Annotated in this window: 21 protein-coding genes and 1 pseudogene; 6 read left to right on the plus strand and 16 right to left on the minus strand. The window is 71.1% G+C overall.

Going from position 1 to position 25,249, the window contains the following annotated elements; translation table 11 throughout:
- Window positions 1-789 precede the first annotated feature (789 nt).
- On the plus strand, window positions 790-2,046 hold the full coding sequence (locus KGD83_RS25015) for a thioester domain-containing protein (RefSeq protein ID WP_212641440.1): 1,257 nt from the start codon (window positions 790-792) through the stop codon (window positions 2,044-2,046).
- A gap of 422 nt (window positions 2,047-2,468) precedes the next feature.
- On the opposite strand, the gene gatA is transcribed toward KGD83_RS25015, so the two are convergent.
- The 7 genes from gatA to mnmA all read right to left on the minus strand — a co-directional run bounded on the left by gatA (window position 2,469) and on the right by mnmA (window position 11,944).
- The gene (gatA, locus tag KGD83_RS25020; RefSeq protein ID WP_212641441.1) at window positions 2,469-3,968 is read right to left on the minus strand and encodes an Asp-tRNA(Asn)/Glu-tRNA(Gln) amidotransferase subunit GatA; all 1,500 of its coding nucleotides are present in this window, start codon (window positions 3,966-3,968) and stop codon (window positions 2,469-2,471) included.
- A 2-nt stretch (window positions 3,969-3,970) separates the two neighbouring features.
- Window positions 3,971-4,270 carry an Asp-tRNA(Asn)/Glu-tRNA(Gln) amidotransferase subunit GatC gene (gene gatC, locus KGD83_RS25025; RefSeq protein WP_013151219.1) on the minus strand — a complete coding sequence of 100 codons (300 nt, stop codon included), beginning with the start codon at window positions 4,268-4,270 and terminating at the stop codon, window positions 3,971-3,973.
- 143 nt (window positions 4,271-4,413) lie between these two features.
- Entirely contained in the window at window positions 4,414-6,462 is a 2,049-nt protein-coding gene (locus tag KGD83_RS25030) for a putative bifunctional diguanylate cyclase/phosphodiesterase (RefSeq protein WP_212641442.1), read from the minus strand.
- 309 nt (window positions 6,463-6,771) lie between these two features.
- Window positions 6,772-9,012, minus strand: a complete 2,241-nt coding sequence (gene ligA / locus KGD83_RS25035) for an NAD-dependent DNA ligase LigA (RefSeq protein ID WP_212641443.1) — start codon at window positions 9,010-9,012, stop codon at window positions 6,772-6,774.
- A 40-nt stretch (window positions 9,013-9,052) separates the two neighbouring features.
- Window positions 9,053-10,096 (minus strand): methionine synthase, encoded by a 1,044-nt coding sequence (locus KGD83_RS25040; RefSeq protein ID WP_212641444.1) that lies wholly within the window; start codon window positions 10,094-10,096, stop codon window positions 9,053-9,055.
- A gap of 59 nt (window positions 10,097-10,155) precedes the next feature.
- On the minus strand, window positions 10,156-10,686 hold the full coding sequence (locus KGD83_RS25045; protein ID WP_212641445.1) for a DedA family protein: 531 nt from the start codon (window positions 10,684-10,686) through the stop codon (window positions 10,156-10,158).
- Between the two features lie 169 nt (window positions 10,687-10,855).
- A complete protein-coding gene (mnmA, locus tag KGD83_RS25050; protein ID WP_249352021.1) occupies window positions 10,856-11,944 on the minus strand; it encodes a tRNA 2-thiouridine(34) synthase MnmA in 1,089 nt (362 codons plus the stop codon).
- A gap of 210 nt (window positions 11,945-12,154) precedes the next feature.
- Between mnmA and KGD83_RS25055 the strand changes: the two genes are divergently transcribed.
- Both KGD83_RS25055 and KGD83_RS25060 read left to right on the plus strand, forming a co-directional pair.
- Window positions 12,155-13,321 (plus strand): DUF695 domain-containing protein, encoded by a 1,167-nt coding sequence (locus KGD83_RS25055; protein ID WP_212641446.1) that lies wholly within the window; start codon window positions 12,155-12,157, stop codon window positions 13,319-13,321.
- Window positions 13,322-13,583: 262 nt separating this feature from the next.
- Window positions 13,584-14,435 (plus strand): hypothetical protein, encoded by an 852-nt coding sequence (locus KGD83_RS25060; RefSeq protein ID WP_212641447.1) that lies wholly within the window; start codon window positions 13,584-13,586, stop codon window positions 14,433-14,435.
- 131 nt (window positions 14,436-14,566) lie between these two features.
- Here the strand turns inward: KGD83_RS25060 and KGD83_RS25065 are convergent, their stop codons facing one another.
- The 4 genes from KGD83_RS25065 to KGD83_RS29185 form a co-directional block, all read right to left on the minus strand.
- A complete protein-coding gene (locus KGD83_RS25065) occupies window positions 14,567-15,190 on the minus strand; it encodes a DUF5956 family protein (RefSeq protein WP_212641448.1) in 624 nt (207 codons plus the stop codon).
- 270 nt (window positions 15,191-15,460) lie between these two features.
- Window positions 15,461-15,688 carry a hypothetical protein gene (locus KGD83_RS25070; RefSeq protein ID WP_212641449.1) on the minus strand — a complete coding sequence of 76 codons (228 nt, stop codon included), beginning with the start codon at window positions 15,686-15,688 and terminating at the stop codon, window positions 15,461-15,463.
- A 139-nt stretch (window positions 15,689-15,827) separates the two neighbouring features.
- Entirely contained in the window at window positions 15,828-16,838 is a 1,011-nt protein-coding gene (locus KGD83_RS25075; RefSeq protein WP_212641450.1) for an STM4015 family protein, read from the minus strand.
- Window positions 16,839-17,003: 165 nt separating this feature from the next.
- Complete coding sequence (locus KGD83_RS29185; protein ID WP_212641451.1) at window positions 17,004-17,171, minus strand: hypothetical protein; 168 nt, start codon at window positions 17,169-17,171, stop codon at window positions 17,004-17,006.
- A 183-nt stretch (window positions 17,172-17,354) separates the two neighbouring features.
- Here KGD83_RS29185 and KGD83_RS29000 point away from each other — a divergent pair.
- Together KGD83_RS29000 and KGD83_RS25085 are read left to right on the plus strand one after the other, a co-directional pair.
- Window positions 17,355-17,564: pseudogene (locus KGD83_RS29000) on the plus strand (Scr1 family TA system antitoxin-like transcriptional regulator); the annotation flags it as partial.
- 153 nt (window positions 17,565-17,717) lie between these two features.
- A complete protein-coding gene (locus KGD83_RS25085; protein ID WP_212641452.1) occupies window positions 17,718-17,903 on the plus strand; it encodes a DUF397 domain-containing protein in 186 nt (61 codons plus the stop codon).
- 110 nt (window positions 17,904-18,013) lie between these two features.
- Here KGD83_RS25085 and KGD83_RS25090 read toward each other — a convergent pair whose 3' ends face one another.
- Window positions 18,014-18,862, minus strand: coding sequence for an ion transporter (locus tag KGD83_RS25090; RefSeq protein ID WP_338036940.1), 849 nt, complete (start codon window positions 18,860-18,862; stop codon window positions 18,014-18,016).
- Between the two features lie 651 nt (window positions 18,863-19,513).
- Here KGD83_RS25090 and KGD83_RS25095 point away from each other — a divergent pair.
- The gene (locus KGD83_RS25095; RefSeq protein WP_013151206.1) at window positions 19,514-20,065 is read left to right on the plus strand and encodes a thymidine kinase; all 552 of its coding nucleotides are present in this window, start codon (window positions 19,514-19,516) and stop codon (window positions 20,063-20,065) included.
- 106 nt (window positions 20,066-20,171) lie between these two features.
- On the opposite strand, the gene KGD83_RS25100 is transcribed toward KGD83_RS25095, so the two are convergent.
- The 4 genes from KGD83_RS25100 to KGD83_RS25115 are packed head-to-tail and all read right to left on the minus strand — an operon-like array spanning window position 20,172 to window position 25,145.
- Window positions 20,172-20,930: a hypothetical protein gene (locus tag KGD83_RS25100; protein ID WP_212641454.1), complete on the minus strand. Its 759-nt coding sequence runs from the start codon at window positions 20,928-20,930 to the stop codon at window positions 20,172-20,174.
- Window positions 20,923-22,101, minus strand: coding sequence for a C40 family peptidase (locus KGD83_RS25105; RefSeq protein ID WP_212641455.1), 1,179 nt, complete (start codon window positions 22,099-22,101; stop codon window positions 20,923-20,925). Before KGD83_RS25105 ends, KGD83_RS25100 begins: the two co-directional genes overlap by 8 nt.
- A 4-nt stretch (window positions 22,102-22,105) precedes the next feature.
- Window positions 22,106-22,780, minus strand: a complete 675-nt coding sequence (locus KGD83_RS25110; RefSeq protein ID WP_212641456.1) for a hypothetical protein — start codon at window positions 22,778-22,780, stop codon at window positions 22,106-22,108.
- A 19-nt stretch (window positions 22,781-22,799) separates the two neighbouring features.
- Window positions 22,800-25,145: a type IV secretion system protein gene (locus KGD83_RS25115; RefSeq protein WP_212641457.1), complete on the minus strand. Its 2,346-nt coding sequence runs from the start codon at window positions 25,143-25,145 to the stop codon at window positions 22,800-22,802.
- Window positions 25,146-25,249: the final 104 nt, after the last annotated feature.

Consider the following 25,249-nt stretch of genomic DNA (forward strand, 5'->3'; position numbering starts at 1 on the left):
TCCGGAAGGCGGACGGCCGTGCCCCGGAACCGTCGGCGGAGGGCGACGACACCGCCGGGCAGCCGCCCGAGGGGTGGGAGTACGCGAACCACGGCCTCGAAGTGCCCGTGGCGGCCGGCCGGGTGCGGGAACTGGTCGGCGACACCGAGCGCCCGGGCGAACGGGATCCGGCCTCCGGTTCGTCGCGGCAGCTCGGGAACGGCGTCGTGGAGCCGAGCAGCGCAATCACGGAGGACGCGGCCAGGGAGTCGATCACACTCAGCGCGCCCGGCCGTGGGGTCACCTGGACGCGGGAGGGCGGCGAACGCGCGCTGCGGATCCTCACCGAACCGCTGGGGGCGCTCCGGGCCGCGCCTGCGCTGGTCCTGGCGCAACGGCCTGAAGCACCGGGTGATCGCCAACCGCGTAGTCGAGTGGATCGCCTGGCGGAACGTCCGGCGGCACGCCCGGTCCATCGCCCGGGCCGCCGCGCCGTAGCGGGCCCCGGTGTTTCGGTCCGTCGTACGGGTGCGGGCGGCCCGGACCACCGGAGACGGAACGGTGCCCGGGGCCTGGCCGGGAGGGCGGGAGGCCCGGGTTCCTCAGGCACGGACCCCGCCCGGCCTCCAGGAACGAACCCGTCACGTTCTCCCGGAATTCATGTCCTCCACGCAGGAAGCGGACAACCCGGTGCGGGGGCTCGACGTCTTCTCTGTGAACTCCCATCGGACCGACCGGTCCGCCACCCGACGTTGCGACCCCGGTGGAAGACCCGGTTGGCTCACCTTGAGACCACCCACAGGAAAAGACGTGACGTACGTGTCCCTCCCCCATTCCGTCGGGCGCGCGACTCTCGCCGCCTCCGCCGCCGCACTCCTCGCCTTCGGGCTCGCCGCTCCGGCCTCCGCCGACCCGGTGGAGACCTACGAGGGCTCCGTCCGCGCCCAGTACCCCGCCACCGCGCAGAGCGGTCACATCGTGACCATGCGGGGCGCCGAGCCGACCAGCGCCAGTCTGTTCGACCTGCGCCTGGAGAACGGCGGCGTTCTCACGACCTACTGCATCGACTTCAGCACCGAGATCGTCGACCAGGCCTGGTACCTCGAGGACGAGTGGGCCAACTACCCGGGCAGGGGCGACTTCGCCTCGCCCGGCAAGGTCCACTGGATCCTCCAGAACAGCTACCCGAGCATCAGCGCGGCCGACCTGGCCGACGCGGCCCAGGTCAGGGGGCTGACCGACGCAGAGGCCCTGACCGCGACGCAGGCCGCGATCTGGCACTTCAGCAACGGCACGGAGCTGTCCCGGGTCACCGCGAACCCCCAGGTCGGCGGCAGGGTCGACAGTGGTGCGGTGATCAAGGCCTACCGCTACCTCGTGGACGAGGCGGTGGAACTGGAGCAGGAGCCGGAACCCACGCTCAGCATCACCCCGGGCGAGGCCTCCGGCAAGGCGGGCGAGACGATCGGTGAGTTCCTCGTCGAGACGAGCGACGAGGACGGCATCGAGGTCAGCGTCGAGGCCCCCGAGGGCGTCGGGGTCGAGCTGATCGACCTGGAGAGCGGCGAGCCCGTCACCACGGTCGACAACGGCGACACCGTCGGCCTGGCCGTCCCGGAGGACGCGGCGGAGGGCACCGCCTCCTTCTCCCTGGAGACCACGGCCACCGTGCGGTCGGGCCGCCTGTTCAAGGGCGAGGAGGAGTACCAGCCGACCCAGACCCTGATCACCGCCGAGGACAGCGAGGTCACCGTCTCCGCGTCGGCCTCGGTCTCCTGGACCGGCGGCGGCGGGACCCCGCCGGAGTCCCCCGAGCCCAGCGAGCCGGAGTCCCCCGAGCCGAGCGAGCCCGAGAGCCCGGAGCCGACCCCGAGCGACGAGCCCTCCGAGCCCGTCGACAAGCCGTCCGAGCCCGCCGACGACCAGAACGAGCCCACCCTGCCGGTGACCGGCGGCGCGCTCCTCGGCCTGGTGGCCGCAGGCGTGGCCGCCCTGGGTGCCGGTGGCGGCGCCATCTACCTGAGCCGCAAGCGCAAGGCCGCGGGCAACCAGGACCTGGAGGGCTGACACCCCTCCGTCCGCCGCTGAGCGGTCGTGACCCGGGGCCCGTTCCGGAACAGTTCCGGGGCGGGCCCCGGGCGTCGCGCACCGGATCGCCGCCGGGGCGGCGTGGGGGCAGCACGAAGCCGGGAGGCCCGGGGACCCCCTATATCCACGATAGAGCCGCGGGCACACGCCGCACCAGATCCGGTTTCCGCCTGTGGACAAAGCCCCGCCGGTCGGCACTCCACCGGCCAACGCCCCGCCGGTCAACACGCGGCCGGTCGCCGGAGCGCGGCGGCCCCTACCCCGGCTTCCCCCGCCCCGGACTCCCGGAGCGGGCGGAACCGCTGCCGGAGCCCGCGGACTCGCGGAGGCCGACAGCACAGCGCCCGCCGCCCCTCGCGGGGACGGCGGGCGCTGGACGACTCCGCAGCGGCGGCCGGCTCCTAGCGGGCGACCGCGTAGGGGCTGCGGGCCAGCAGGTCGCCGTCGCGCTCGGTCAGCGCGCGCTCTACCGCGGCCGCGACCCGGTAGGTGCGGTCGTCGGCCAGGGGCGGGGCCATGATCTGGAAGCCGACGGGCAGGCCGTCCTCCGGGGCCAGGCCGCACGGCACCGACAGCGACGCGTTCCCGGCCAGGTTGGACGGGATGGTGCACAGGTCGGCCAGGTACATGGCCATCGGGTCCTCGGCGCGCTCGCCGATCGGGAACGCCGTGGTCGGCGTCGTCGGCGAGACCAGCACGTCCACGTTCTCGAAGGCGGCGTCGAAGTCGCGCTTGATCAGCGTGCGCACCTGCTGGGCGCTGCCGTAGTAGGCGTCGTAGTAGCCGCTGGACAGGGCGTAGGTGCCCAGCATGATGCGGCGCTTGACCTCGGGGCCGAAGCCCTGGGCCCGGGTCAGCGACATGACCTCCTCGGCGCTGCGCGTGCCGTCGTCGCCCACCCGCAGGCCGTAGCGCATGGCGTCGAAGCGGGCGAGGTTGGACGAGCACTCGCTGGGCGCGATGAGGTAGTACGCCGACAGGGCGGCGTCGAAGCTCGGGCAGGACAGCTCCACGATCTTCGCGCCCAGGGACTCCAGCAGCTCCAGCGTCTCGTGGAAGCGCTGGCGCACGCCCGGCTGGAAGCCGTCGCTGTCCAGTTCGCTGACCACGCCCACGCGCAGGCCCTCGACGTCGCCCAGGCGGGCGGCGTCCACGACCGGCGGGACCGGGGCGTCGATGGAGGTGGAGTCGCGCGGGTCGTGCCCGGAGAAGGCCTCGTGGAGCAGGGCGGCGTCGAGCACGTTGCGCGCGAAGGGGCCCGGGGTGTCCAGGGAGGACGCGAAGGCGATCATCCCGTAGCGGGAGGAGCCGCCGTAGGTGGGCTTGGCGCCGACCAGGCCGCACACGGCGGCGGGCTGGCGGATGGAGCCGCCGGTGTCGGTGCCGGTGGCCAGGGGCGCCTCGAAGGCGGCCACGGCCGCGGAGGAGCCGCCGGAGGAGCCGCCCGGGATGCGGTCGGTGTCCCACGGGTTGCGGGTGACCTGGTAGGCGGAGTTCTCCGTGGAGGAGCCCATGGCGAACTCGTCCATGTTGGTCTTGCCCAGAATGACCAGGCCGGCGTCGCGCAGGCGCGCGGTGACGGTGGCGTCGTAGGGCGGCTGCCAGCCCTCGAGGATCTTCGAGGCGGCGGTGGTGGGCATGTCCTTGGTGGTGAACACGTCCTTGTGGGCGACCGGGACGCCGGCGAGCGGGCCCAGTTCCCCACCGGCGGCGCGGCGGGCGTCCACCGCGCGGGCCTGCTCCAGCGCGGTCTCGCGGCGCACGTGCAGGAAGGCGTTGATCTCGCCGTCCACGGACTCGATCCGGTCCAGGTAGGCGGTGGTGGCCTCCTCGGAGGTCACCCTCCCCTCCCTGATGGCCTCGCCGAGTTCGGCGGCGGTCAGGCTGATGACGTCGCTCACCGCTACTCACCCTCCCCGAGGATCCGCGGAACCCGGAAGCGCTGGTCCTCCACCGCCGGGGCACCGGCCAGTGCCTGGTCGTGGGCGAGGCCGGGCCTGGCCTCGTCGGGGCGGTAGACGTTGGTCAGCGGCAGGGCGTGCGAGCTGGGCGGGATGTCGCCCTGGGCGACCTCCTGCACCTTGGCCACGGCGGTCAGGATGTCACCGAGCTGGGCGGCGAGCGTGTCGAGCTCGCTCTCGTCGAGCGCCAGCCGCGACAACCGGGCGAGGTGCGCGACCTCATCGCGGGTGATGGCGGTCATGGAATGCGAACCGTTTCTTCGGCGGAAGGACTATCGGGATCAATCCTATGGCTCCGGGGCCGGTCCCGGCGCCGGTCGGTCGGCAACGCCGGTAGGCCGACCGGTGCGGGGCCGCGGGTCGGCGCCGTTCGGCGGCTCCCCGGTCAGACGCGGGTGCCGGCCGCGGTCCCGCCGTCGCGGGCGGCGACCCAGTCGGCGACCTCCGGCGCGGTCAGCGGCGCGGAGAAGTGGTGGCCCTGGGCGGCGTGGCAGCCGGTGTCGCGGGCGGCGCGGGCGAGTTCGCCGCTCTGGACGCCCTCGGCGGTGGCGCGCATGCCCAGCGCCTTGACCAGGGCGATGGCCGCCCTGACGACGGTGTGGCCGTTGTCGGTCCGGTCCACCAGGCGGGCGGTGAAGGACTCGTGGATCTTGACCTCGTCCAGGGGCAGGCCGGCGAGCTGGGCGAGGGTGAAGTGGCCGGTGCCGAAGTCGTCCAGGGACAGGCCCACTCCGAGGTCGCGCAGGCGGCGGACGGCCGCGGTGGCGGCGTCGGTGTCGGTGATCAGCGCGTGCTCGCCGATCTCCAGGACCAGCCGGTCGGCCGGTACTCCGTGCTCGCTCAGCGCGGAGGCGACGGTGGCGGGCAGCGCGGGGTCGAGCAGTTCGCGCACGCCGAGGTTGACGGCGACGGGCAGGTCGAGGCCCTCGGCGTGCCAGCCGGCGGCGCGGGCCAGGGTGATGTCCAGGACCTGGCCGGTGAAGGCGCGCAGCAGGTTGGACTGCTCCACGACCGGCATGAACTCCTCGGGGGTGAGCAGCCCGCGGGTGGGGTGGCGCCAGCGGGCCAGGGCCTCCAGGCCGACGGGGCGTTCGTCGCCTAGGTCGACCTTGGGCTGGTAGTGCATCTCCAGTGCGCCCTCGGACAGGCCGCGGCGCAGTTCGGTGTACAGGCTGAGCCGGGCGGTGGAGTTGCGGTCCTTGCCGGGGTCGTAGGACTCCACGCCGGTGCGGTCGGCCTTGGCGACGTACATGGCCACGTCGGCGCGCTGCATGAGGAGCGCGAAGTCGGGCGCGTCGTGGGGGTGCAGGGCGATGCCGATACTGGCCTGGAGGTCGAAGTCCATGCCGTCCAGGCGGACCGGTTCGGCGAGGGCGCCGCGCAGCCGGAAGGCCACCTCGCACGCGGAGGTGTTGTCGCGGACCTGGGGCAGCAGGACGGCGAACTCGTCCCCGCCCAGGCGGGAGACGAGGTCGCCGGGGCGGACGCTGTGGGTGAGCCTGCGTGCCACGGTCTGGAGGAGGCGGTCGCCGGTGGGGTGGCCCAGGGTGTCGTTGACCTCCTTGAACCGGTCGAGGTCGAGCAGGAGCAGGCCGACGCTGCCGCCGCGCTGCTGGGCGTGGGCGATCTCCTCGCGGGCGCGCAGGGTGAGGAGCTTGCGGTTGGCCAGGCCGGTGAGTTCGTCGTGGTTGGCCTGGTGGTCGCGTTGGACCGACAGCATGGCGCTCGTGTAGAGCGCGCCCAGCGGGAGCGCGAACAGGGGGACGTAGAGCACCGAGTGGGTCGCGGCCACGACCACGAGCGGGGCGAGGCTGAGCAGGACTCCGTTGACGTGCAGCTGCTGGGCCAGGCCCTTGGACATGACCTGTCGCAGGGGCACGCGTTCGTGCATGGCCACCGCGCACAGGACCAGGACGCGGTTGACCGCGAAGTAGCCCGCCCCGGCGAGGGCGACGGTCAGGAGTTCGCCCGCGGCGGGCAGCCACGTGCCCTGGACGGTTCCGGGCAGCAGCAGGCGCAGGACGGCGTCGGCGACGCCGAGCGAGAGCGTGTACTGGGCGGCGTTGAAGGCGATGCGGTGGGGGGCGTGGCCGCGCGCGAACCCGGCGACCGCTGTGGCGGTGACCTGGGCCAGGGCGGCCACGGGCAGGCCGTGCAGGATGACGAGCGCGAGGGAGAAGGGCAGCGAGGTGGGCACACCGTCGCCGGGCGCCTGGCCGGGGAGGGTGAGGGGGCGCAGCTCGCCGAGGACGATCATGCACAGCAGAACCCAGGTGAGCGGTTCGACGGCGAGAGCGCGCAGTTCGTCCGCCCCCAGGCCGAGTCCGGAGACGAGGAGCAGGACCGCCCCGGCGGCCGTGGCGCCCAGCATGTACAGCCAGAGCGGTGTCCCGGCCCGGGGACCGATGTCCCTTGTGCTGTTGGGATCCTTCATGCCTGGTCCTTGTGAGGGGGCCGCGGAGTACGGCGGCGCCGGACGGTGCCGCCGCTCCTGCTCGGGGTTCCCGGCGCCCGGCCACCCCTCATGGCCGAATTCCGGTTCTCGGATACACCCGCATCCTGTGCGTTACTGTCCACCTTACGCGGTTTCGTCACCAACTGTCGCTTGCCAGGAACTATCAGTTAACCAAGGCGGGGCTGTGCGTGGTGAGAGATCCCCGAAAAGGTACGCGGGCCCGTCACGGCCGCGGGTCCGGTACGCCCCGGATCCCGCGGCCGTGCTCAGCGGGTGCGGCCCCTCCCCTCAGGCCCCGTCCGTGACGGCCTCCCCGGCGCCGGCCTCCTCGGGCTCGGTGTTGACGCGCATGGCCTCGGCCGCTTCGGGACCGGCCTCCAGCAGTACGCGGAAGCCCTCCTCGTCCAGGACCGGCACCCCCAGCTTGACGGCCTTGTCGTACTTGGAGCCGGGGCTGTCGCCGACCACCACGAAACCGGTCTTCTTGGACACCGACGCCGTGGCCCGGCCGCCGCGCTCGGCGATCGCCTCCTTGGCCCCGTCCCGGCTGAAGCCCTCCAGGGAACCGGTCACCACCACGGTGACCCCCTCCAGGTGGCGCGGCCTGGAGCCGTCGTCCTCGTCCTCCATGCGCACCCCGGCCTCGGCCCACTTGCGGACGATCTCGGCGTGCCAGTCCACCGCGAACCACTCGCGGATGGAGGCGGCGATGGTCGGGCCGACGCCGTCGACCGACGCCAGCTCCTCCTCACTGGCCGCGCGGATGGCGTCCATGGAGCGGAAGTGTCGGGCCAGGTCCTCCGCCGCGCGCGGACCCACGTGCCGGATGGACAGCGCCACCAGCACACGCCACAACGGCTTGGACTTGGCCTCCTCCAACTGCTCGAAGAGCTTCTCGACCGTCTTCTTGGGCTCGCCCTTCTTGTTGGCGAAGAAGGACACCACCTTGGGCTCGCCGGTCTTGGGGTCGGTCTTGGGTTCGGTGGTGTCGGGGTCGAGCACGTGGGTGCGGATCGGCAGCAGCATGTCGACGGTGAGGTCGAACAGGTCGCCCTCGTCGCGCACGGGCGGCCGGGCGGGCTCCAGCGGCTGGGTGAGGGCGGTGGCGGCCACGTAGCCCAGCGCCTCGATGTCCAGGGCCTTGCGGCTGGCCACGAAGAACAGGCGCTCGCGCAGCTGGCCCGGGCAGGAGCGGGCGTTGGGGCAGCGCAGGTCGACGTCGCCCTCCTTCTGCTGGCCGAGGGTGGTACCGCACTCGGGGCAGGACTCGGGCATGGCGAAGGCCCGCTCGGTGCCGTCTCGGCGGTCGAGCACCGGGGCGACGATCTCGGGGATGACGTCGCCCGCCTTGCGCAGCACGACGGTGTCGCCGATGCGCACGCCCTTGCGCTCGACCTCGCGCGCGTTGTGCAGGGTGGCGAACTCGACCTCGGACCCGGCCACGACCACCGGCTCCATGACCCCGTAGGGGGTCACGCGCCCGGTGCGGCCCACGCCCACCTTGATGTCGAGCAGGCGGGTGGTGACCTCCTCGGGCGGGTACTTGTAGGCGATCGCCCAGCGCGGGACGCGGCTGGTGGAGCCCAGGCGCCGCTGGAGGGCGAAGTCGTCGACCTTGATGACGATGCCGTCGATCTCGTAGGCGGGCTCGTGGCGGTGGGCCGCGTAGTACCCCACGTACTCGCGGACCTCGTCCATGGTGGTGACGACCCGGTAGCGGTCGCTGAGCGGCAGCCCCCACTCCCCCAGCAGCCGGTAGGCCTGCGACTGGCTGGTGAAGGCCACGTCCCCGCCGCCGTCCTTCGCCGGGGAGTAGGCGCCCACGCCGTGCACGATCATCGACAGCGGCCGGGTGGCGGTGACGCGGGGGTCCTTCTGGCGCAGCGACCCGGCGGCGGCGTTGCGGGGGTTGGCGAAGGGGGTGTGCTCGCCCGAGGCGGTGATGCGCTCGTTGAGCTTTCCGAAGTCCTCCACCGGCAGGAAGACCTCTCCGCGCACCTCCAGCAGCTCGGGTGCGGGGCGCACGCTCTCGTCCAGGCGTTCGGGTACGACCCCGATGGTGCGCACGTTGAGGGTGATGTCCTCGCCGACGCGCCCGTCGCCGCGGGTGGCGGCGCGCACGAGGCGGCCCTTCTCGTACACCAGGTCCACGGCCAGGCCGTCGATCTTGAGCTCGCACAGGTAGCCGGTGACGGGCACCTCGGCGCTGGCCCGGTCGGCCCAGGCGTTGAGCTCGTCGACGTCGAAGGCGTTGCCCAGGCTCTCCATCCGCACCAGGTGCTCGACCGCGGCGAAGTCGACGCTGATGGGCGCGCCGACCTTCTGCGTGGGCGAGTCCTGGGTGACCAGGGCGGGGTAGGAGTCCTCGATGCCGACCAGCTCACGCATGAGGGTGTCGTACTCGGCGTCGGAGACCACCGGTGTGCCCAGGTAGTACCGGTAACTGTGGTCGTCCAGTTCCTGGCACAGCTCGGTGTGCCGGGCGCGAACCTCGTCGGGGATGTCGGTGGTGGTGTCGGGCGCGCTCACTCGGTACCTTTCTCGCTCTCGTGCTCGCCTGCTGCGGGCGCTACCTTCGGGGCTCGTCCCGCAGGACCCGGGCACCGGCTCGGGAGGCGTTCAGGGCCGCCCTCGCGTGGCCGGGCGAGGCGCCCGCCAGCCCGCACGTGGGCGTGGTGACCACCGCGCGGGAGAGCAGGTCGGGGGAGATTCCCAGCCGGTTCCACAACTCGCGAACAGGATCGACAGTAGCGGCGGGGTCGGACATCCGTGCGGTCCGCGCGGGCGCGGCGTCGTCGGTGGAGGGGACAACCCCGAGCAGGAGTCCGGTGCCCGCCTCCACGGCCGTGCCGACCGTCTCGTCGTGGTCGCGGGTGAGGAGGAGGGCGTTGAGGCTCAGCGCGCGGGCGCCGCTGCGGCGCAGCAGGTCGACGGGGACACCCGGGGCGCAGCAGTGCGCGGCGGGGACGGCCCCGGCGCCCTCGATCGCGGCGAAGAGGAGGCGCAGGGAGGCCTCGACGCGCGCCCGGTCGACGGCGGGCAGGCGGCCGTAGCCGCTGGCGGTGGGCAGGGCGCCCAGCAGGACCGCGGGCAGGGAGGGTTCGTCGACCTGGACGAGGAGCCGGGCGCCGGGAACCCGCCTGCGGACCTCGGCCAGGTGCGCGAGGACTCCCTCCAGGTGGGACTCGGCCAGGTCGCGGCAGGCCCCCGGGTCGGAGACCAGGCGCTGGCCGTTGCGCAGCTCGACCGACGCGGCCAGGGTCCACGGCCCGGCGACCTGCACCTTGAGGGTGCCGGTGAAGCCGTGGGCGTGCTCGGTGAGGGCGTCGAGGTCGTAGGACATGAGGCTGGCCGCGCGGCCCAGGTCGCGCCCGGGGCTGTCGGCGACCCGCCAGCCGCTGGGCTGGACCTCCACGGGGAACTCCACCAGGAGGCCGCAGGTGCGGCCGACCGCGTCGGCGCCGACGCCGCGCGCGGGCAGCTCGGGCAGGTGCGGCAGGTCGGGGAGTTCGCCGAGGACGGTGCGCATCGCCTCGTCGGGGTCCTCTCCCGGCCAGGACCCGACCCCGGTGGAGGACGCGGCGGGCCAGGGGTAGGGGTGCTGTTCGCTCACATCGCCCAAGGTTAGGGCAACGCGGCCCGGGCGGGCGCTACCGTCGGGACGCGTCGGGGCTAACCCGCGGAGGCGCGGTGGGGATCGGCGGCGCCCTCGGGCTCCGCGGGGGCCCGCTCGGCGGTGCGGGAGCGGCGGGCGCGCAGCACCATCACGGCCACGACCGCCGCGGCCAGCGCGGCCACTCCGAGGGCCGCCCACGGCGAGTCCAGGAACAGGGAGAACCAGGTGCCCACCAGGCCGCCGATGACCACGCCCCACAGGCCCGCCCAGATCAGCGAGCCGACGAACATCGCGGCGAGGTAGCGCGGGAAGCGCATGCGCATCGCACCCGCCGCGAGGTTGACGGCGGTCTGCACGCCTACGGTGCAGAAGCTCAGCGTGACCACGGGCGCGCCGTAGCGGTCGATGCGCCGCCGGGCGGCGTCCAGCCGGGGGCCGAGTCTGGCGCCGATACGGCTGCGGGTCACCCCGGCCCCCAGGCCGCGGCCGATCCAGTACGTGGCCTGGGCACGGCACAGGACCACGCCGAGCAGCGTGAAGTAGACGATCCAGAACGGCTGGCCGTCGAGGAAATCGAACTCCGGCATGGGCAGGCCCCCTCACCTCGCCCCGCAACTATGCTATGCCTTACCTAAGTTCGGCAAGGGATCGCGGGCGGCGAACCAGGTGGGACAGCCCACTCCGCCGCCGTGCCCCCGGGCGGCCGCTCCGGGCGGCCCGGGGGCACGCTCGCACGGACCGGCGAACCGGCTTCCCTCAGACCTCGGCCCCGGTTCTGGAGGTGGCGGAGATCGTGGCCGACCCCAGCACCGTGTCGCCCTGGTAGACCACCACGGCCTGTCCGGTGGCCACACCGGTTGCGGGCTCGGCGAGCCGGACGACCAGTTCGGGGCCGCCGTCGCCCTCGCGCTGCCACACGCTCGCCGGGTAGACCTCGCCGTGGGCGCGCAGCTGCACGTGGCAGTCGGTCGGCTCGGTCAGGGGCTCGCTGCCGCTCCACACCGGGCGCACGCCGGTGATGGCGTCCACCCGCAGGGAGGCCCGCGGCCCCACCGTGACGGAGTTGTCGACCGGCTCGATGGACAGCACGTACCGCGGGTGGGCGGCGCCGCCCAGGCCCAGGCCCCTGCGCTGGCCCACGGTGAAGGTGTGCGAGCCGTTGTGCGTGCCGACCACCGTGCCGTCCTCGTCCCGGATCGGCCCCGGCCGCTCGCCGATGCGCCGGTTGAGGAAGCCCGCCGTGTCACCGTCGGCGATGAAGCAGATGTCGTGGCTGTCGGGCTTGTCCGCCACCGACAGGCCGCGCCGCTCGGCCTCCGCGCGCACCTCGTCCTTGGTGCAGTCCCCCAGCGGGAACACCGCGTGCTCCAACTGTTCGGCGTTGAGCACGCCCAGCACGTAGGACTGGTCCTTGGCCGCGTCCACGCTGCGCACCAGGCGCCCGTCGACCTTGCGGACGTGGTGTCCGGTGGCCACGGCGTCGAAGCCCAGGGCGACGGCCCGGTCCAGCACCGCCTCGAACTTGATCTTCTCGTTGCAGCGCAGGCACGGGTTGGGGGTGTTGCCCGCCTCGTACTCGGCCACGAAGTCCTGCACGACCTCGCGGTCGAACTCCTCCGACATGTCCCACACGTAGAAGGGGATGCCGATGACGTCGGCGGCCCGCCGCGCGTCGTGGGAGTCCTCCACGGTGCAGCAGCCGCGCGCGCCCGTGCGGTAGGACTGCGGGTTCTTGGAGAGCGCCAGGTGGACACCGGTGACGTCGTGGCCCGCCTCGGCCACACGGGCCGCGGCGACCGCGGAGTCGACCCCGCCCGACATGGCGGCGAGTACACGCAAAGTCATAGTGGGTCCAGGGTATGCGCTCGTGGCGGGGACGGGATCCCCGGCCGGGGCGCGCAGAACCCGCGCCGGGGGTCGACGGGCAGACCCGGCGGGAGGGGTACGGCGGCGCCCGGGGCGGGACCGGGCCGCGCTCCCGGGACGGGCGACCGTCCGCCGGACGCCCCGGACGCTGCGGCGAGTGTGGTCGTCCGCTTCTGCGAAAATCGGGGCATGGCTCTGTTCCGTCGTCGCCGCTCCGCCGACTCCACCTCCTCAGTCACCGCCTTCTGGGACGCCTGGCCCGCCGAACGCGAGGCCCTGGCCAGCGCGGTCGAGTCGGACCAGCCCGTGCCCGCCGAGGTGTCCGAGCGCGTCACCGCGCTGGTCCGCTCCATCCACCCGGACATGGAGTGGGAGGTGGGCCGCGCACCGAAGCCGGGCGGCGGCCTGGAGGACCTCGACCTGTCGACCGACGTGGACCCGGGCAAGCTCCTGGAGCAGCTGGCCGCCCTGGACGACCCCTCCCGGCTGACCGACGGCCCCGCCTACGCCCTCACGCTGCGCCCCGGCGGCTCGGAGGAGGCTCGCATCCTGTCCGAGCGCTGGGCGCGCTCGGCCCCCGAGGACCCCGGGTGGCTGTTCCGGCCGGTGCGGCCCGCCGACCACGACCAGCTCTCCTCCACCGTCAACCTGGACGACCACGAACTCGACCTGTCGCACGTGTCGGTGTCCATGCGGGTCGACCACGCGACCGGCAAGGTCGAGGTGGGCGTGTACCACCCCGACAACATGTTCCTGCCCGAGAGCACGCGCGCCGCCGTGGCCGAGCACGTCACCCTGCTGGCGCTGGGCGAGGACGACCGGGTGCGGTGGATCGGTGAGACGGCGCCGCTGGACGAGCCGCCGCTGGACCCGCTGCCGCCCACGTCGATGCCCGCCGTGGTGCGGCAGATGGCGGACATGCTCGGCGGGTCGGGCGGCTGGGCGACGCTGCACGGGCGCATCCCCCTCCAGGGCGCGGTGGAGATCCTGCTCCGGCACCCGCTGACCCGTCGCGACTTCCCGGCGTTCACCCTGTTCGTGCAGGTGATCGTGCCGTACACGCACACGGACGAGGACAAGCTGCCCACCGGCGCCTCCGCCTCGGCGCTGGACGACCTGGAGGCCCGGATCTCGGGTGTGCTGGGGGACAACGGCGCGCTGTTCATGCGCCAGACCGTGGGCGGCAGGCGCGACTACCGCTACTACCTGGACCCGGACTCGGGCGTGCTGCCGGAGTTCGAGGCCGTGCTGACGGACTGGTCAGAGGGGGAGGTCAAGCTGCGCAGCCAACTCGACCCGTCCTGGGCGCAGTTCAACACCGCGCGCAGGCCGTTCCGCCGCCAGTTGGGCGAGTAGGGCGCGGCCGGGAACGCTGTCCACCGTCGCGAGGGCAACGGATCACCGGTTCTTGGTCCGCCGCCGACTCCGGGGGCGCCGGGGTCAACCCGAAATCCCGCCTTGCACATCTGGTCCCCAAGTCACAACAGGCGTAACGTGTCATTTCCGCCAGGAGGATGATGCGGCCTTGGACGGTGTGCTGCCACGAGCACCATCGGGTCGGCCTCGGGTCGCCGCGGTCGGCGCGATCCTCGCCCTGTGCCTGGTGGGGGCTCCGCTGATGTCCCTGTTCCCAGTGGGGGTCTGGGACACCGCCCGCGCCCTGACGATGAGCGGCGCGGGCCAGGGGGTGCTGCTGCTCGCACCGGTGGTCGCCGGGGGCGTCCTGCTCATGTTCTGGCTGTCGGCCCAGTGGCTGGAGAGGTCCGGCGTGGACCACCCCTTCGCGTCGGCCGCGCTCGTGACGGCCACCGCCGTGGTCACGCCCGTGGTCGTCGCGTTCCTGGCCCCGGAGGTCATGCCGCTGCCCTGGGGGACGGCCGCCAACACCGCCTTCCTGTCCGGGACCGTCGCGACGCTGGGCATGGGCGCGTCGATGCTGTTGGACCGGCCGTCCGACCGCTGGCGGCCGGGGGTGCTCCCCGCCGTGGCGGTGGTCGCCGCGCTGCTCGCGGCGCTGCCCGCCGTGGGGGACGCGGTGCTCGCGCGGGCGGCCGACGAGCGTTCGCGCGCGCAGATCATGTCCTTCGAGCGGACCATCGCGGTGCTGGACCACCCGGGCTGGTCGCTGGCCCAGGTGCACGAGGTGGAGGACGGCCTTCGCCTGACCTACCGCGACGGGAACGGGGCGCCGCTGCACGTGCTGACGTGGGACGGCGCGCGTTCGGCCGAAGCCGTGCTGGACGAGGGCTGCGGTTTCCCCGGCACGTGGTGCCGCGATCTGGGGGAGGCGGTGGTCGTGCACCACGCCGACGGCCACCCGAGCGAGCTGCGCACGCGCCTCGGCGACGGCACGGTGGCGAGCCTGCTCCCGGAGCCGGGCACGCCCACCGACCTGCTCGGGGTGTCCCGGGCGCTGCGACCCGAGGAGCCCGGTGAGCGCCGCGACCTCGTGGAGGCCGTCACCGCGTGAGGCGCCGCGCCGGGCCCGGCGCGGACCACTGCGCCGCCGCTGACGCCGCGTTGCTCGCGGTGTCACCCCGTACGCGCGCCCCGCCGTACCGTGCTTCACCGCGCCGCGCGGGACCCGCCCCCGAACACCCCTCAGGGGCCGCCGGGCGGGTCCGGGAACGCGGACCGGCCTGCGTCGCCGTACAGGCGGCGGGCCAGGTTCCTCATGGCCCCTCGCATCCCCGGCGGGTCCCGCTCGTCCGAGCCGACTGAGGCCAGGTGGGACGAGAAGGAGCCGAAGAGGTGGTCGCCGTCGCGGAACCCCTCGGGCAGCTCGGCGAACCACCGGTAACCGCACGGCTGGTGCGGGACCCCGGCCTCCGTCAGGAAGTCGTCGATGTCGCGGTCGACGCCCGCCCGGTCGGTGCGCGTCCTCTCCTCCCACCGCTGGACGCGCCTTCCGCGGCTCTCGCAGGTGACGTGGACCGGGGAGGGCGTGCGCCGCTCCGGGCACCGGACAGTGTGTTCGGGGCCGATGGCCCAGGCGACCAGGGCGTGCCAGCCGGATTCGGGTACCTCGGCGAACCTCCTGCCGCGGAGTTCGGGGTGTTCGCCGGTGTCCGCCTCGTGCGGGGGCGTGGGGAGGACGGGGTACTCCGACCACGAACGCCCGCTCAGGTCCTTGCGGCGCCCGCCCAGGTGGAAGCGGACCAGCTCCGCCGTGGTCTCCTTCCGCTTCCCGGAGGTCCGGTGATCGTCTCGCGGCGCGTCGCTCATGGACAGCGGCCTTCCCAGGGTTCTGGAGGAGTGCTTACCGCCCGTTCCTATCGCGCGGCGGGGGCCGGAACCAGGGGCGAAGGGACCGGCCGTGCGGCCGGGGGCGGCCGCGCGCCCACCACCGGCACGCGGAGGCCCCGCCGCGCACGGAGCGCGGAGCCCCGGCACCGAAAGGCACCCCCGGACGGAACCGGGGACGCCTTTCGGTGCCGGGATCAGAAGACGGGCGGGGTCAACCGCCTCGGCTGGTGGAGCCGCTTTCGCGTTGCCTCAGCCGTTCTCCTTCTTGATGCGCTCGACGAGCATCTTCTTGCCCTGGTCGCCGGCCTTCTGGTTGTTCTCCTGGATCCGGCGGAACCACTGGGCGAGTTCGTCGTCGCCCTGTTTCTCGGCGTCCTTGATGTAGCCCTCCAGGCGCCAGACGTTCTCCAGCGACTGGTGGACGGCCCAGACCAGGTTGTAGTTCTTGTCCTTGAGCGTGCTCTCGGGCTCGGCCATGACAACCTCCTCGGTGCCGTGTCTTGCGCTGCCGGGATCCCACTGCCCAACCCGTCCTGCGGGTACACACGGCGACGGGCGATGACGCGCGGCCCCGCTCCGCCCCGGTAGGGCCGTTCCCGCCGGGCGGGCGACCCTGCTACTCGGAAGCGGCGGTGTAGTAGCAGGGCTCGTCCTCGTCGTCGTCCTCGTCCTGCTCGGGCTCCATCCGGTCGGACAGATCGATCTCGACCCCGGTTCCGGCGAACGCGGCCCGCACGCGCTGCTCCATCTCCGCACTCAGGAAATGGTGGTGCAGGTCGAGTTTGCGCAACCCGAAGAAGGCCTCGGCCCGGTCGACGAGCTCCCGGGCGCCCCGGTCCGTGAAGATCCCCAACGACAGGTCGAGCACCTCCAGGTGCTTGACGGCAGGAGCCTCGGCCAGCGCAGTGATCCACCCGTCCGCCCCCTCGGCGTTGCGCACACCCAGGTAGCTCAGCCGGGGAAACACCTCACCGGAGAGCACCGGCGCCAGGTCCTGCGGGTAGGCGTCGCCGCCGTAGTCCCACACCCCCAGCCACAGCTCCAGGTGCTCCAGAGCAGGCAACCCCGAGGACGCCACCTCCCGCACGACCCGGCCGGGCAGGCCACCGCTCTGGAGGGTGAGGGAACGCAGCGAGGCGTGCGAGGGCACGCGCAGACCGAGCCGGCCCCGCAGGCCGTCGGCGCCCTTCACAACCAGTTCCTCCAGCTGCGGGAAGGCGGCCACGAGAGGAGCCAGGTCGCTCTGGCTGATCCAGGAGAGCTCGCTCTCCGTCATCTCGATGTCGCCGACGAAGACGGACCGCAGATTCGGCAGCTTGTCGGCGTGCTCGACCAGCGCCTCCAGGAAAGCCTCCGGACCTCCCTGGGCGGGATAGCCCCAGGCACCGATGACCAGCGCCCTCACCTGCGCGGTGTCCACCATGGACAGGAAACGGGCGACGTGTTCCTCGCACCCTTCCTCACGGACCCCCCTGGCGCCCTCGCTGGTCCGCAGCCGCCAGGCCGCGGAGGCGGGAGCCTGCGGATCCCCTCCCTGCTTACAGATCCGTTCGAGCCGCTCCTCCGTCGTGCCGCTGGCGGGGAACTCGACCACGGGCAGACCCGCGAACTCGGTGAGCTCAGGCATAGGAAATCCCTTCGAGGGTGGAATGTCCCCATACCTAGCATTTCCGGGAGACAGGCGTGGATTCGGAAGGCCCCGGGGGCGTCGACCAGTGGCCGCCCCACCCCGGGGTGGCACGTCTGCTCACGTCCGTCGACGGTGGAACGGAAGGCAGGGCGCCGTGGTCGGTCAGGCGGGTGGGAAGGCTCGGGGACGACCGAAGTCGCAGCGCCTGATCCGGGGATCCCTGCGGATGCTGTTGTCGGCGAGTTCGCCGCCCAGCAGGGTGCAGACGTAGCGGTGGTCAGTGGACTCCGCGGCGGCACAGGTGTCCAGGAACGCGAGGACCGGGGGCATTCGAAGCCGAGGCGTCTTTGATCCGCCGCTTCGAAGGGCTGATCACCCCTGGATTGCTCCAGACTCCGGCTTGCCCTGCTGCGGTCTTCGTGCCGAACGGGTCTTGGAGGAGAGCGAAGTCGATCGCCGAGTCCAAGCTCGCATGGAGCGGGAGAACATCCTCAACAGGATCAAGCCCCACCCATGATCGCGGTCGTCGACGAAGGCGCTCTACAGCGAGCCATCGGTGGCCACGAGGCGATGCGCGAGCAACTCGTGTACCTCGGGAACATGGCCATCCGGCACCAAATCGATCTCCAGGCGCTTTCCTGCCGGGCAGGCGCTCGTCAAGCTCTGACTGTCCCCTTCACCATCTCGGACTTCCCTGCCGCCAAGGATCCGCCCGTTGTCTACCTGGAAACCGTTACAGATAACCTTTATCTAGACAAGCAAGAAGAAGTAGCGGCGTACAAGCCTGGCTCTCGGCAACGTTCAGGGGGTCGCGCTCTCCACCACCCTGTCCTTCGAGCTCATCGGAGATGCCCTGAAGTCTCCAGGAAGCACCCGATGACCACCAAACCCGAGTTCAGCAAGAGTAGCTCCAGCGGCCGGGACACCGACCGCGTGGAGATCGGTGACCTCCCCCGCGGCGCCGCCACCCGCGACTCCAAGCACCCGGGCGCCGGGCACCTCTCCTTCCCCGCCCTCGAGTGGACCACCCTCCTCGACGCCGCTCGCGGCCGGAAGCTGTAGGCGCCCCACACCCTCCCGCCCTCACCGCCGCCCCTGACCCGCAAGGCACCTCACAGATACACAGGCACGCAGGCGCCCGGAAGCCCTCCCCCGGGCCTCCGGGTGTTCCGCTACGGGGAGGCGGAAGGCGGCGGCTGCGCCGCGTCCCCGTTCCCGCGCCTGACCGGCTCGGCAGGTTCCCCGGGCTGAACCGTTCGGACGGCGGCTGTCCGTGTCGCCTGGTCCGCCTGAACGTTCCCCGGAAGGCCGTCGGTGCCGGGATTCGCGTCCCGCTCGCGCAGCATGCGGTCCAGGCGCTCGACCTGCTGCCCGAGTTCCAGCAGCCGGTTCATGACCGCCTCGTGCTGGACCTCCTCCAACTCCTGGTCCTCGGCCCAGCGGGCCTCGCTGATCTCCTGTTCCAAGGACGTGACGATCACCGCGATGACCAGGTTCAGCATGATGAACGCGGTCAGCACGATGTAGCAGACGAAGAAGATCCAGGCCGTCGGATGCTCCGCCAGCACCGCGTCCGAGACGTCCGGCCAGCCCTCCGTCGTCATCAGCAGGAACATCGTGTACAGCGACGTGCCCAGGTTGTCGAAGAACTCGGGTACGGCCTCACCGAACAGCTGGTGGGCGATGATCGCGGAGGTGTAGATGACCACCAGGAGCAGGCCGATCACCGTCCCCACCCCCGGCATGGCCTTGAACAGCGCGGTGATGATCTGCCGCATCTGCGGAACCGCGGTGATCACCCGCAGGATCCGCAGTACCCGCAGGATGCGGAGCACGGCGAACGGGCCGGTGGCCGGAACCACCGAGACCAGCACCACCAGGAAGTCGAACCAGTTCCAGGCGCTCCGGAAGAACCGTCCCCGCCAGGCGTGGATCTTGAGGGCCATCTCGACCACGAACACACCGACGACGACGTACTCGATGATCACCAGATACGGAAGGGTGGAACCCCCATAAGTCATCCAACCCAAAATCACGGCATTGACCAGAATCACCGCGAGCATGGTGTTGGAGAACCACTGACTCTCCACAAGCCTGGTGACCCGAGCACGCCGCAATGCCACTTCCCCCTCGCCAATTCCACTTCCGAGCGATTCGGACATGGAGTACCGAATATATCGAAGTGGACTCAACTCCTGTGCGGCGCGGCTGCCTTTGGTCGGGCGTGCACAGCTTCACGCCCACACCGGCCGACACCGCCTCACCCCGTGCCCACACTTCACAGAAGGCGCGCACCCGCGGTTCAGGCGGCCGCTCGGAAGGCACCGGAAGCGCAAATGGCGGCTGCCGCATCACATAGCCCGAATTCCGGTCCGATCAATGTCCGAAGGCGGTGAGGCCGAAAACACCGCGCCGGTCGGAGGCACTCCTCCTGGGCGGAGGGGCCCTCCCCGAAGAGGAGGACGGGAGGGGGGAGGCCGTGAGGAGGGCGCGAGGGGGGAGGCCGTGAGGAGGAGGGAGAAGAGGCGAGCGCGGGTGCGCGGGTGGGCGGACGTTGGTTCGGGAGGTCCTGCACGTCACTGGTATGTTCACTGCTGGCCACGGCAGGAAGCCCGACACGGTGACGAGCCCGAGCCGTCGACAGCGCCAGCGCCCGCGACCCAGGAAGAGACATGGCGGAGCTGAAGTACTTCACAGGTTCGATGAACTCGGGCAAGAGCACGATGGCCCTCCAGGAGCACCACTCACGCGGCGGCGAAGGGGTGCTGTACACGAAGCAGGACCGCGCCGGAGCGGGCATCATCTCGTCGCGCCTGGGCCTGGAGTCCCCCGCCGTGGAGGTGGGCGACGACCTGGACCTGTACGACGACATCGCCGACCGCAAGGCCCCCTACGTCATCTGCGACGAGGCCCAGTTCCTGTCCTACAAGCAGGTGGGGCAGCTCGCGGGGGTGGTGGACGGGATGCGGATCGACGTGTACTGCTACGGGATCCTCACCGACTTCCAGGGGCAGCTGTTCCCCGGCTCGAAGCGCCTGGTGGAACTCGCCGACAAGATCGAGGTCCTGCCGGTGTCCGCGCGCTGCTGGTGCGGTGGCCGCGCCACCCACAACGCGCGCGTGGTGGACGGGGTCATGATCTACGAGGGCGAGCAGGTGCACATCGGCGGCAACGAGTCGTACGCGACCCTGTGCCGCCACCACTTCATGGCCGGAGTCGCCTGACCGGCCCAGGGCCTTGAAATTCCACGGCCACCCGAAACTCTTGACCGCAGTTTCCAATCACCCTCGCAGGGGCTAAGCGATACAAGACGGAACACATGCCATCTTACTAACCAGGAATAACCAGGAAAAGTCTTCCCTGCAGCCGCTCAACAAGGTCTCTCGCTTGCCTTTCGAAATCCGCTTCCGGGACTACACCCCCCTCGACACTATTTTTATCCCCGGTGAAGCTCACCGAATAAACAGCACTCCGCGTCTGCGACACAACAACGTATCGACTCACAGAGGCTGAAGTCATCCCATAGAGCGAGTGAGAAATATCAGACCAAGGGTGCTCAGATGCGGAATCCACCGAAGCAAAATACCCCTTCGCATCCGCCACCCTTTGAGCAAGAAGGTCAGAAGCCAAATGGTCCCTGTCTCCACTTGGATCACGAACGATCACATGATAGTCAAAGTCAAAGCTCCAGGAAGTCGAATTTCCATACATCGGGTTCACTAAAAATGAACACCGACCAGAAACAACACGACCATCACTAGCACCAAGGTCAGAATCCAATGCGTCGTCTGAGTGCTCGCTTGAAATAGACTCGGCAATGTCGATGTCAGATATCCGCGGTAGGTAATCATCGCAGATATTTAGACCGCCGGGTTCAAGTTCCTCCCTTGGTTCCCCGGTCTGCTCGACACCAGCCGAGTACTCAGGATCTTCTACACCGGTGGAAGCTGTATTGAGCAGGAGCCCGGCTATCGTGACGAGCACTCCGAAAACCCCGAAGGCCGCCAGGGTTCCGCACCCGAAAACCGCCGCGGCAGCCTTCCACCCGTGTAGCCCCTGCTTGCCGGGCGGTGCCTTCTGGTCAACCACGACTGTCCTGCGCCTCCAACTGGGCCTGCACGTCCGGGTGCTCCAGCGGACGCGTGAAACCCATGATGTCCGCACGATTGGGGTCATCGTACTCGCGCACCGCGATCGGTCCGCAGTTGGTGCACCAGGCCTCGACCATCAGCCCGTCACCGATCACCATTCCCACGTGCCCCGGGCCGGGGGGCTCCCCAGCCCGACTCACATGGAAGAACACCAGGTCACCCGGCTGTTCCTCCCCTTGTGAAACCTCGGGGCCGAAACCCCACTGGTCCTGGGAGATCCTCGGAATGGTGACGCCGATGCTCTCGTAGGCCTTCTGCATCAGACCGGAGCAGTCGAACCCGGTCGGGCCGACACCGCCCCAGATGTAGGGCTTTCCGCGCTGGGCCAGTGCCCAGTCGACCACTGCCTGGGTCAGCTCGTCGGGGGCGCTCCCGATCGGGGCGCCTTGCGCGTCGAGCTGGCAGGCGACCGCGGTCTCGATGGAACCCGACGTGTCGTACTCCCCCTCCGCGTACTGCTCTGCCCACTCCAACACGTCGTCCACGTACCACCAGGCGTGGTTGTAGCCGTAGATGGCCTGCCGGACGTCCTCCTTCAGACCGTGGGCGATGAGGTAGTCGGCGGCGGCCGGGATCGCGTCGGCGGGGTCGTAGACGCTGACGATCCCGTCGTCGTTTCCGTCGACGCCGTACCCCTGCTCCGGGCGCTCGTCCACCGGCTGCACGGGCTCGCCGCCCCAGCTGTTGCCCGCCGCGGAGCCGTCCAGGGAACCGAACTGCATCGGTCCGGCCGCGCCCCAGTCGTTGTGCCCCTCGGTGATCCCCGGGCCCTCCCAGCGCCCGTGGTGGGACTCCACCTGGCCCACACCCGCCAGGATGTTCCACGGGATCCCGCGGTCCTCCCCGACCTCCGTGTAGATCCGCAGGTAGTTCTCCGGGATGGAGTCCATGGCGTAGCCGCTCGCGTCCGGCTGCTCGGCGTCCGTGTCCGGCCCGCAGACCAGACCGTTCGCCATCATGGAGCCGATCTGCTGGGTGGTGTTGGTGATCACTGGGATCACCAGCATCGCGAACATGGTCATCAGGGCGACCGTGACGGCGACGGCGGCGCCGAACCACAGGCCCGCCGCACCCCTGTCAGGGTGCCTGCGGGTGAAAAGGGAGATCACGGGGTCACTCCTCTCCGAACTGTCCGGCGTCGGCGGGCTGGAAGTCGAAGACCCTCCAGGCACCGCCGCTGCGCACCACGGTGACGGCGAACTCACCGAGGTCCTCGTCGAACTCGGCGCTCCCCGTCTCGGTGATGGACTGCGCCGTCACGACGAAGGTGACCGAATCGGCGCCGAAGGTCCGTACCGAGTCGACCTGGGCCCGCCCCTCGGCGACGGCCTCGGCCTCGGCCATCTCGTTCCAGAAGGCGCCGACCCTGCTGGTCTCGGCCAGAACCCCGGCGAACTCGGGGGTGGCCAGCTCCTCCATCGAGGCGTAGTAGGACTCGGGGGACTGGGTGTAGTCGATGGTCCCGTAGGCCTCGGCGAAGGCCCGGGCCGCCGCCCCGGCCGCCTGGAGCTCCGCCTCCGTGAAGGGGAACCAGTCGAGGACGTCCACGTCCTCGGCGGCGGTGGTCGGGATCGGGCTCGGCTCGACGGTGGACAGCCCGTCCGGGCCGCCGGGTCCGCCCGGCGGCTCCTCCTGGGCGGCTTCGGGTTCCGGGGAGGCCGCGGAGGGCTCGTCCTCCTCGGCGCCCCCGAAGCCTCCGAGGCTGAGGTAGAGCCCGAACACGACCAGCACGACGATCAGTCCGATGAAGACAGCCCGCTGGGCGCGTTCGGGGAGAGGGTTGGGCATCGCTTCGGGCCTTTGTTCGTCAGTCGTCGTTCAACCAGAAGGGGACGTCCCGCTTGCGGTCCCTCGTCGTGGAAGAACTGCTCTCCCCCCAGAAGGGGGTGATGGGCGCGTTGTCCCTGCGCTTGCCGGAACCGGTCAGCCAGCCGCCGTCACCGTCGCCCCGGCCCCGGCTCTCGCCGGAGGGCGCGGGACGGGCGGGACGCTGGGGAGCGGGGCGTTCGCGCCGTTCCCTCGGCGAGCCCCAGCGAGAGGCGCGGGCGTTGGGGTTGCCCCGGGCCGGGGTGTCCGCGCGACCGCCGAGGATGCCCTGTCCGGTGCTGGGCTCGGGCCGCTCGGAACTCGCGGCGCGTCCGCTCCCGGCAGCAGGCGCGCCACCGCCGAACACCGAGCCGCCGCCTCCACCGCCGTCCCGGCGCTCGGAGCCGCCGCGGCCTCCCGAACCGGTGCCGAACACGGAGGCCCAGCCGCTGTCGCCGGTACCCGTGTAGCCGCCGCTGGGCCGGGGCGGGATGGCACCGGAGGCCGCGCTGCTACCGGAGAGGCTCGGCGCCTGGTCACCGCTGCGCGCGGGCCCGGCGGGCCGGGTGCCGCCACCGCCGCCGGCCGGAGCGCTCCTGGTGACGTTGAGGGGCGGGGCCGCGTTGTCGCGTACCCTGCCGTACCCGGCGGTGCCGCGTGCCCGCGCTCCGTCCGCGCGGACCGGACCGCCGTCGGCCGGGACCTCGTCACCGATCCCGGGGTCCACACCGCCGTTCGGGACTGCTCCCCCGCCCGCGGGGACTCCGGCTGCCGCTCCGGCGATCTGCGGTCCCCGGCGCAGCCCCCAGGCCTGGGCCTTGAGGTTGGCGACCGGCGGCAGGACCACCGCGCTCCGGCTGAGCGCCTGGCTATGCGCGGCGTCACTGACGATGCGCGAGGTGAAGGTGTTCGCGTTGACCGAGGAGAACAGGTAGGCGAAGGGCTTGCGGTAGACGAAGAGGGCCACGGTGAAGAGCGCCAGCAGGATCATCTGCAGGCCCCAGCCGAGGCTGGCGGACATGACCATGCCGTAGCACATGACCAGGAGCGAGATCAGGAGTACGACGAAGATCTGTTTGAGCAGGAAGCCGATCATCAGCTCGACCCAGCGCAGCAGGACCATGCGCCCGTAGCCCGGGTGGATTCCGATGAGCAGGAATATGGGTGCGAGGAGGAAGAGCAGCAGGAAGGCGATCTTCAACACGATGAGCGCCACGGACCCCGCGAGAATCAGTCCCCCGGCGAAGACCGAAGCGAAAAGCGCGAGTGTGGCCACTCCCAGGCGACTTCCCTGGTCATCACCCGAGAAGAGGGGGTAGACGCTGGGATAGGTGGACTGGATGTCAGCTGCGATGGCTTCATAAGAATCCTGCTTCTCCTCCAGCAGGGCGTTTGCTTCAACTTCCCCATCGCGAATCTGCTGCTGCTCGATCCGACTGATCCCTTGAGCAGCGATCAGGTTCATCGCATGATCGATCGACGCATCCTCTGCGACGTCACCGTTTCCGAATTGCCCTGAAACCCAAGGCTGACATACCAAACTCGACCAAAGCATGTCCGCGTTACGCCTGACCTGGAAGTCGGCTTCGGACTCCCAGTCCGCACGCTCCGGAGGTTCTGCACCAGGTGGGCAGGTCCCCGACCCTCCCCCATAGGGGATCTGCCCGACCGTACTGGTCACCAGCTGACTGCCGGAGTTCACCAGGCCGCTGGCCATACCCATGATCTGGGCCGGGTTGACGAGGATCCACAACCCCAGGGCCGTCGCCCCGATCATCCAGATACTGGACTCGATCGTGAGCGTCATCCTCTTCCGGATGAGCCCGTACCAGCCCAACCACAGGGCGCCGAGGATGACGACGGTGGGGATCAGCGGGCGCCAGATCCCCTCCCGCAGCGTGACGACCACGTTCTCGACGAGTTCGTTGAAGCTGGCGAGGAGACCGTCGGATGTCGCGGCCTGGTAAACGGTGATCGTCGACTGGTTGATGGTCTTGGACAGGTCCCAGGCCGTGTTGGCCAGGGTCGCCTGCGCGCCGTCGCTGATCCCGTCGACGCAGGACTCCGTGATCATGTGCCACTGCTGTCCGGCCGTGCCGTACTGGCCGTACATGCTGGCATCGGGGGGGAGTCCATCAGGAGCGCCTTCAACAGCTGACTGAGACCTTGGGGGCACGAGCAGGCCGTCGGAACCGCTTCCCGCCGACTCCGGCAGCGGCGCGGGCTCGCCCGGGCACAGCGGGTTCGCCTGCGCCCCGCTGAGGGGCAGCACGACGAGACCGGTCAGCATGAGGAACGTCATCAGGAGGCGTCGCCATCCCCGCCGTCGGACGTGCTGATGCGTCATCTGCTGGCTCCTGCGTCGTGGTTCGGCCGAAGGCGATGTTCGCAGACACCGGGGCCCCGTCGACGCGCCCGTACACGCGTGCGCACCGCACGCGGCCGTGCGCG

The organism is Nocardiopsis akebiae (assembly GCF_018316795.1).
GTDB lineage: Bacteria > Actinomycetota > Actinomycetes > Streptosporangiales > Streptosporangiaceae > Nocardiopsis > Nocardiopsis dassonvillei.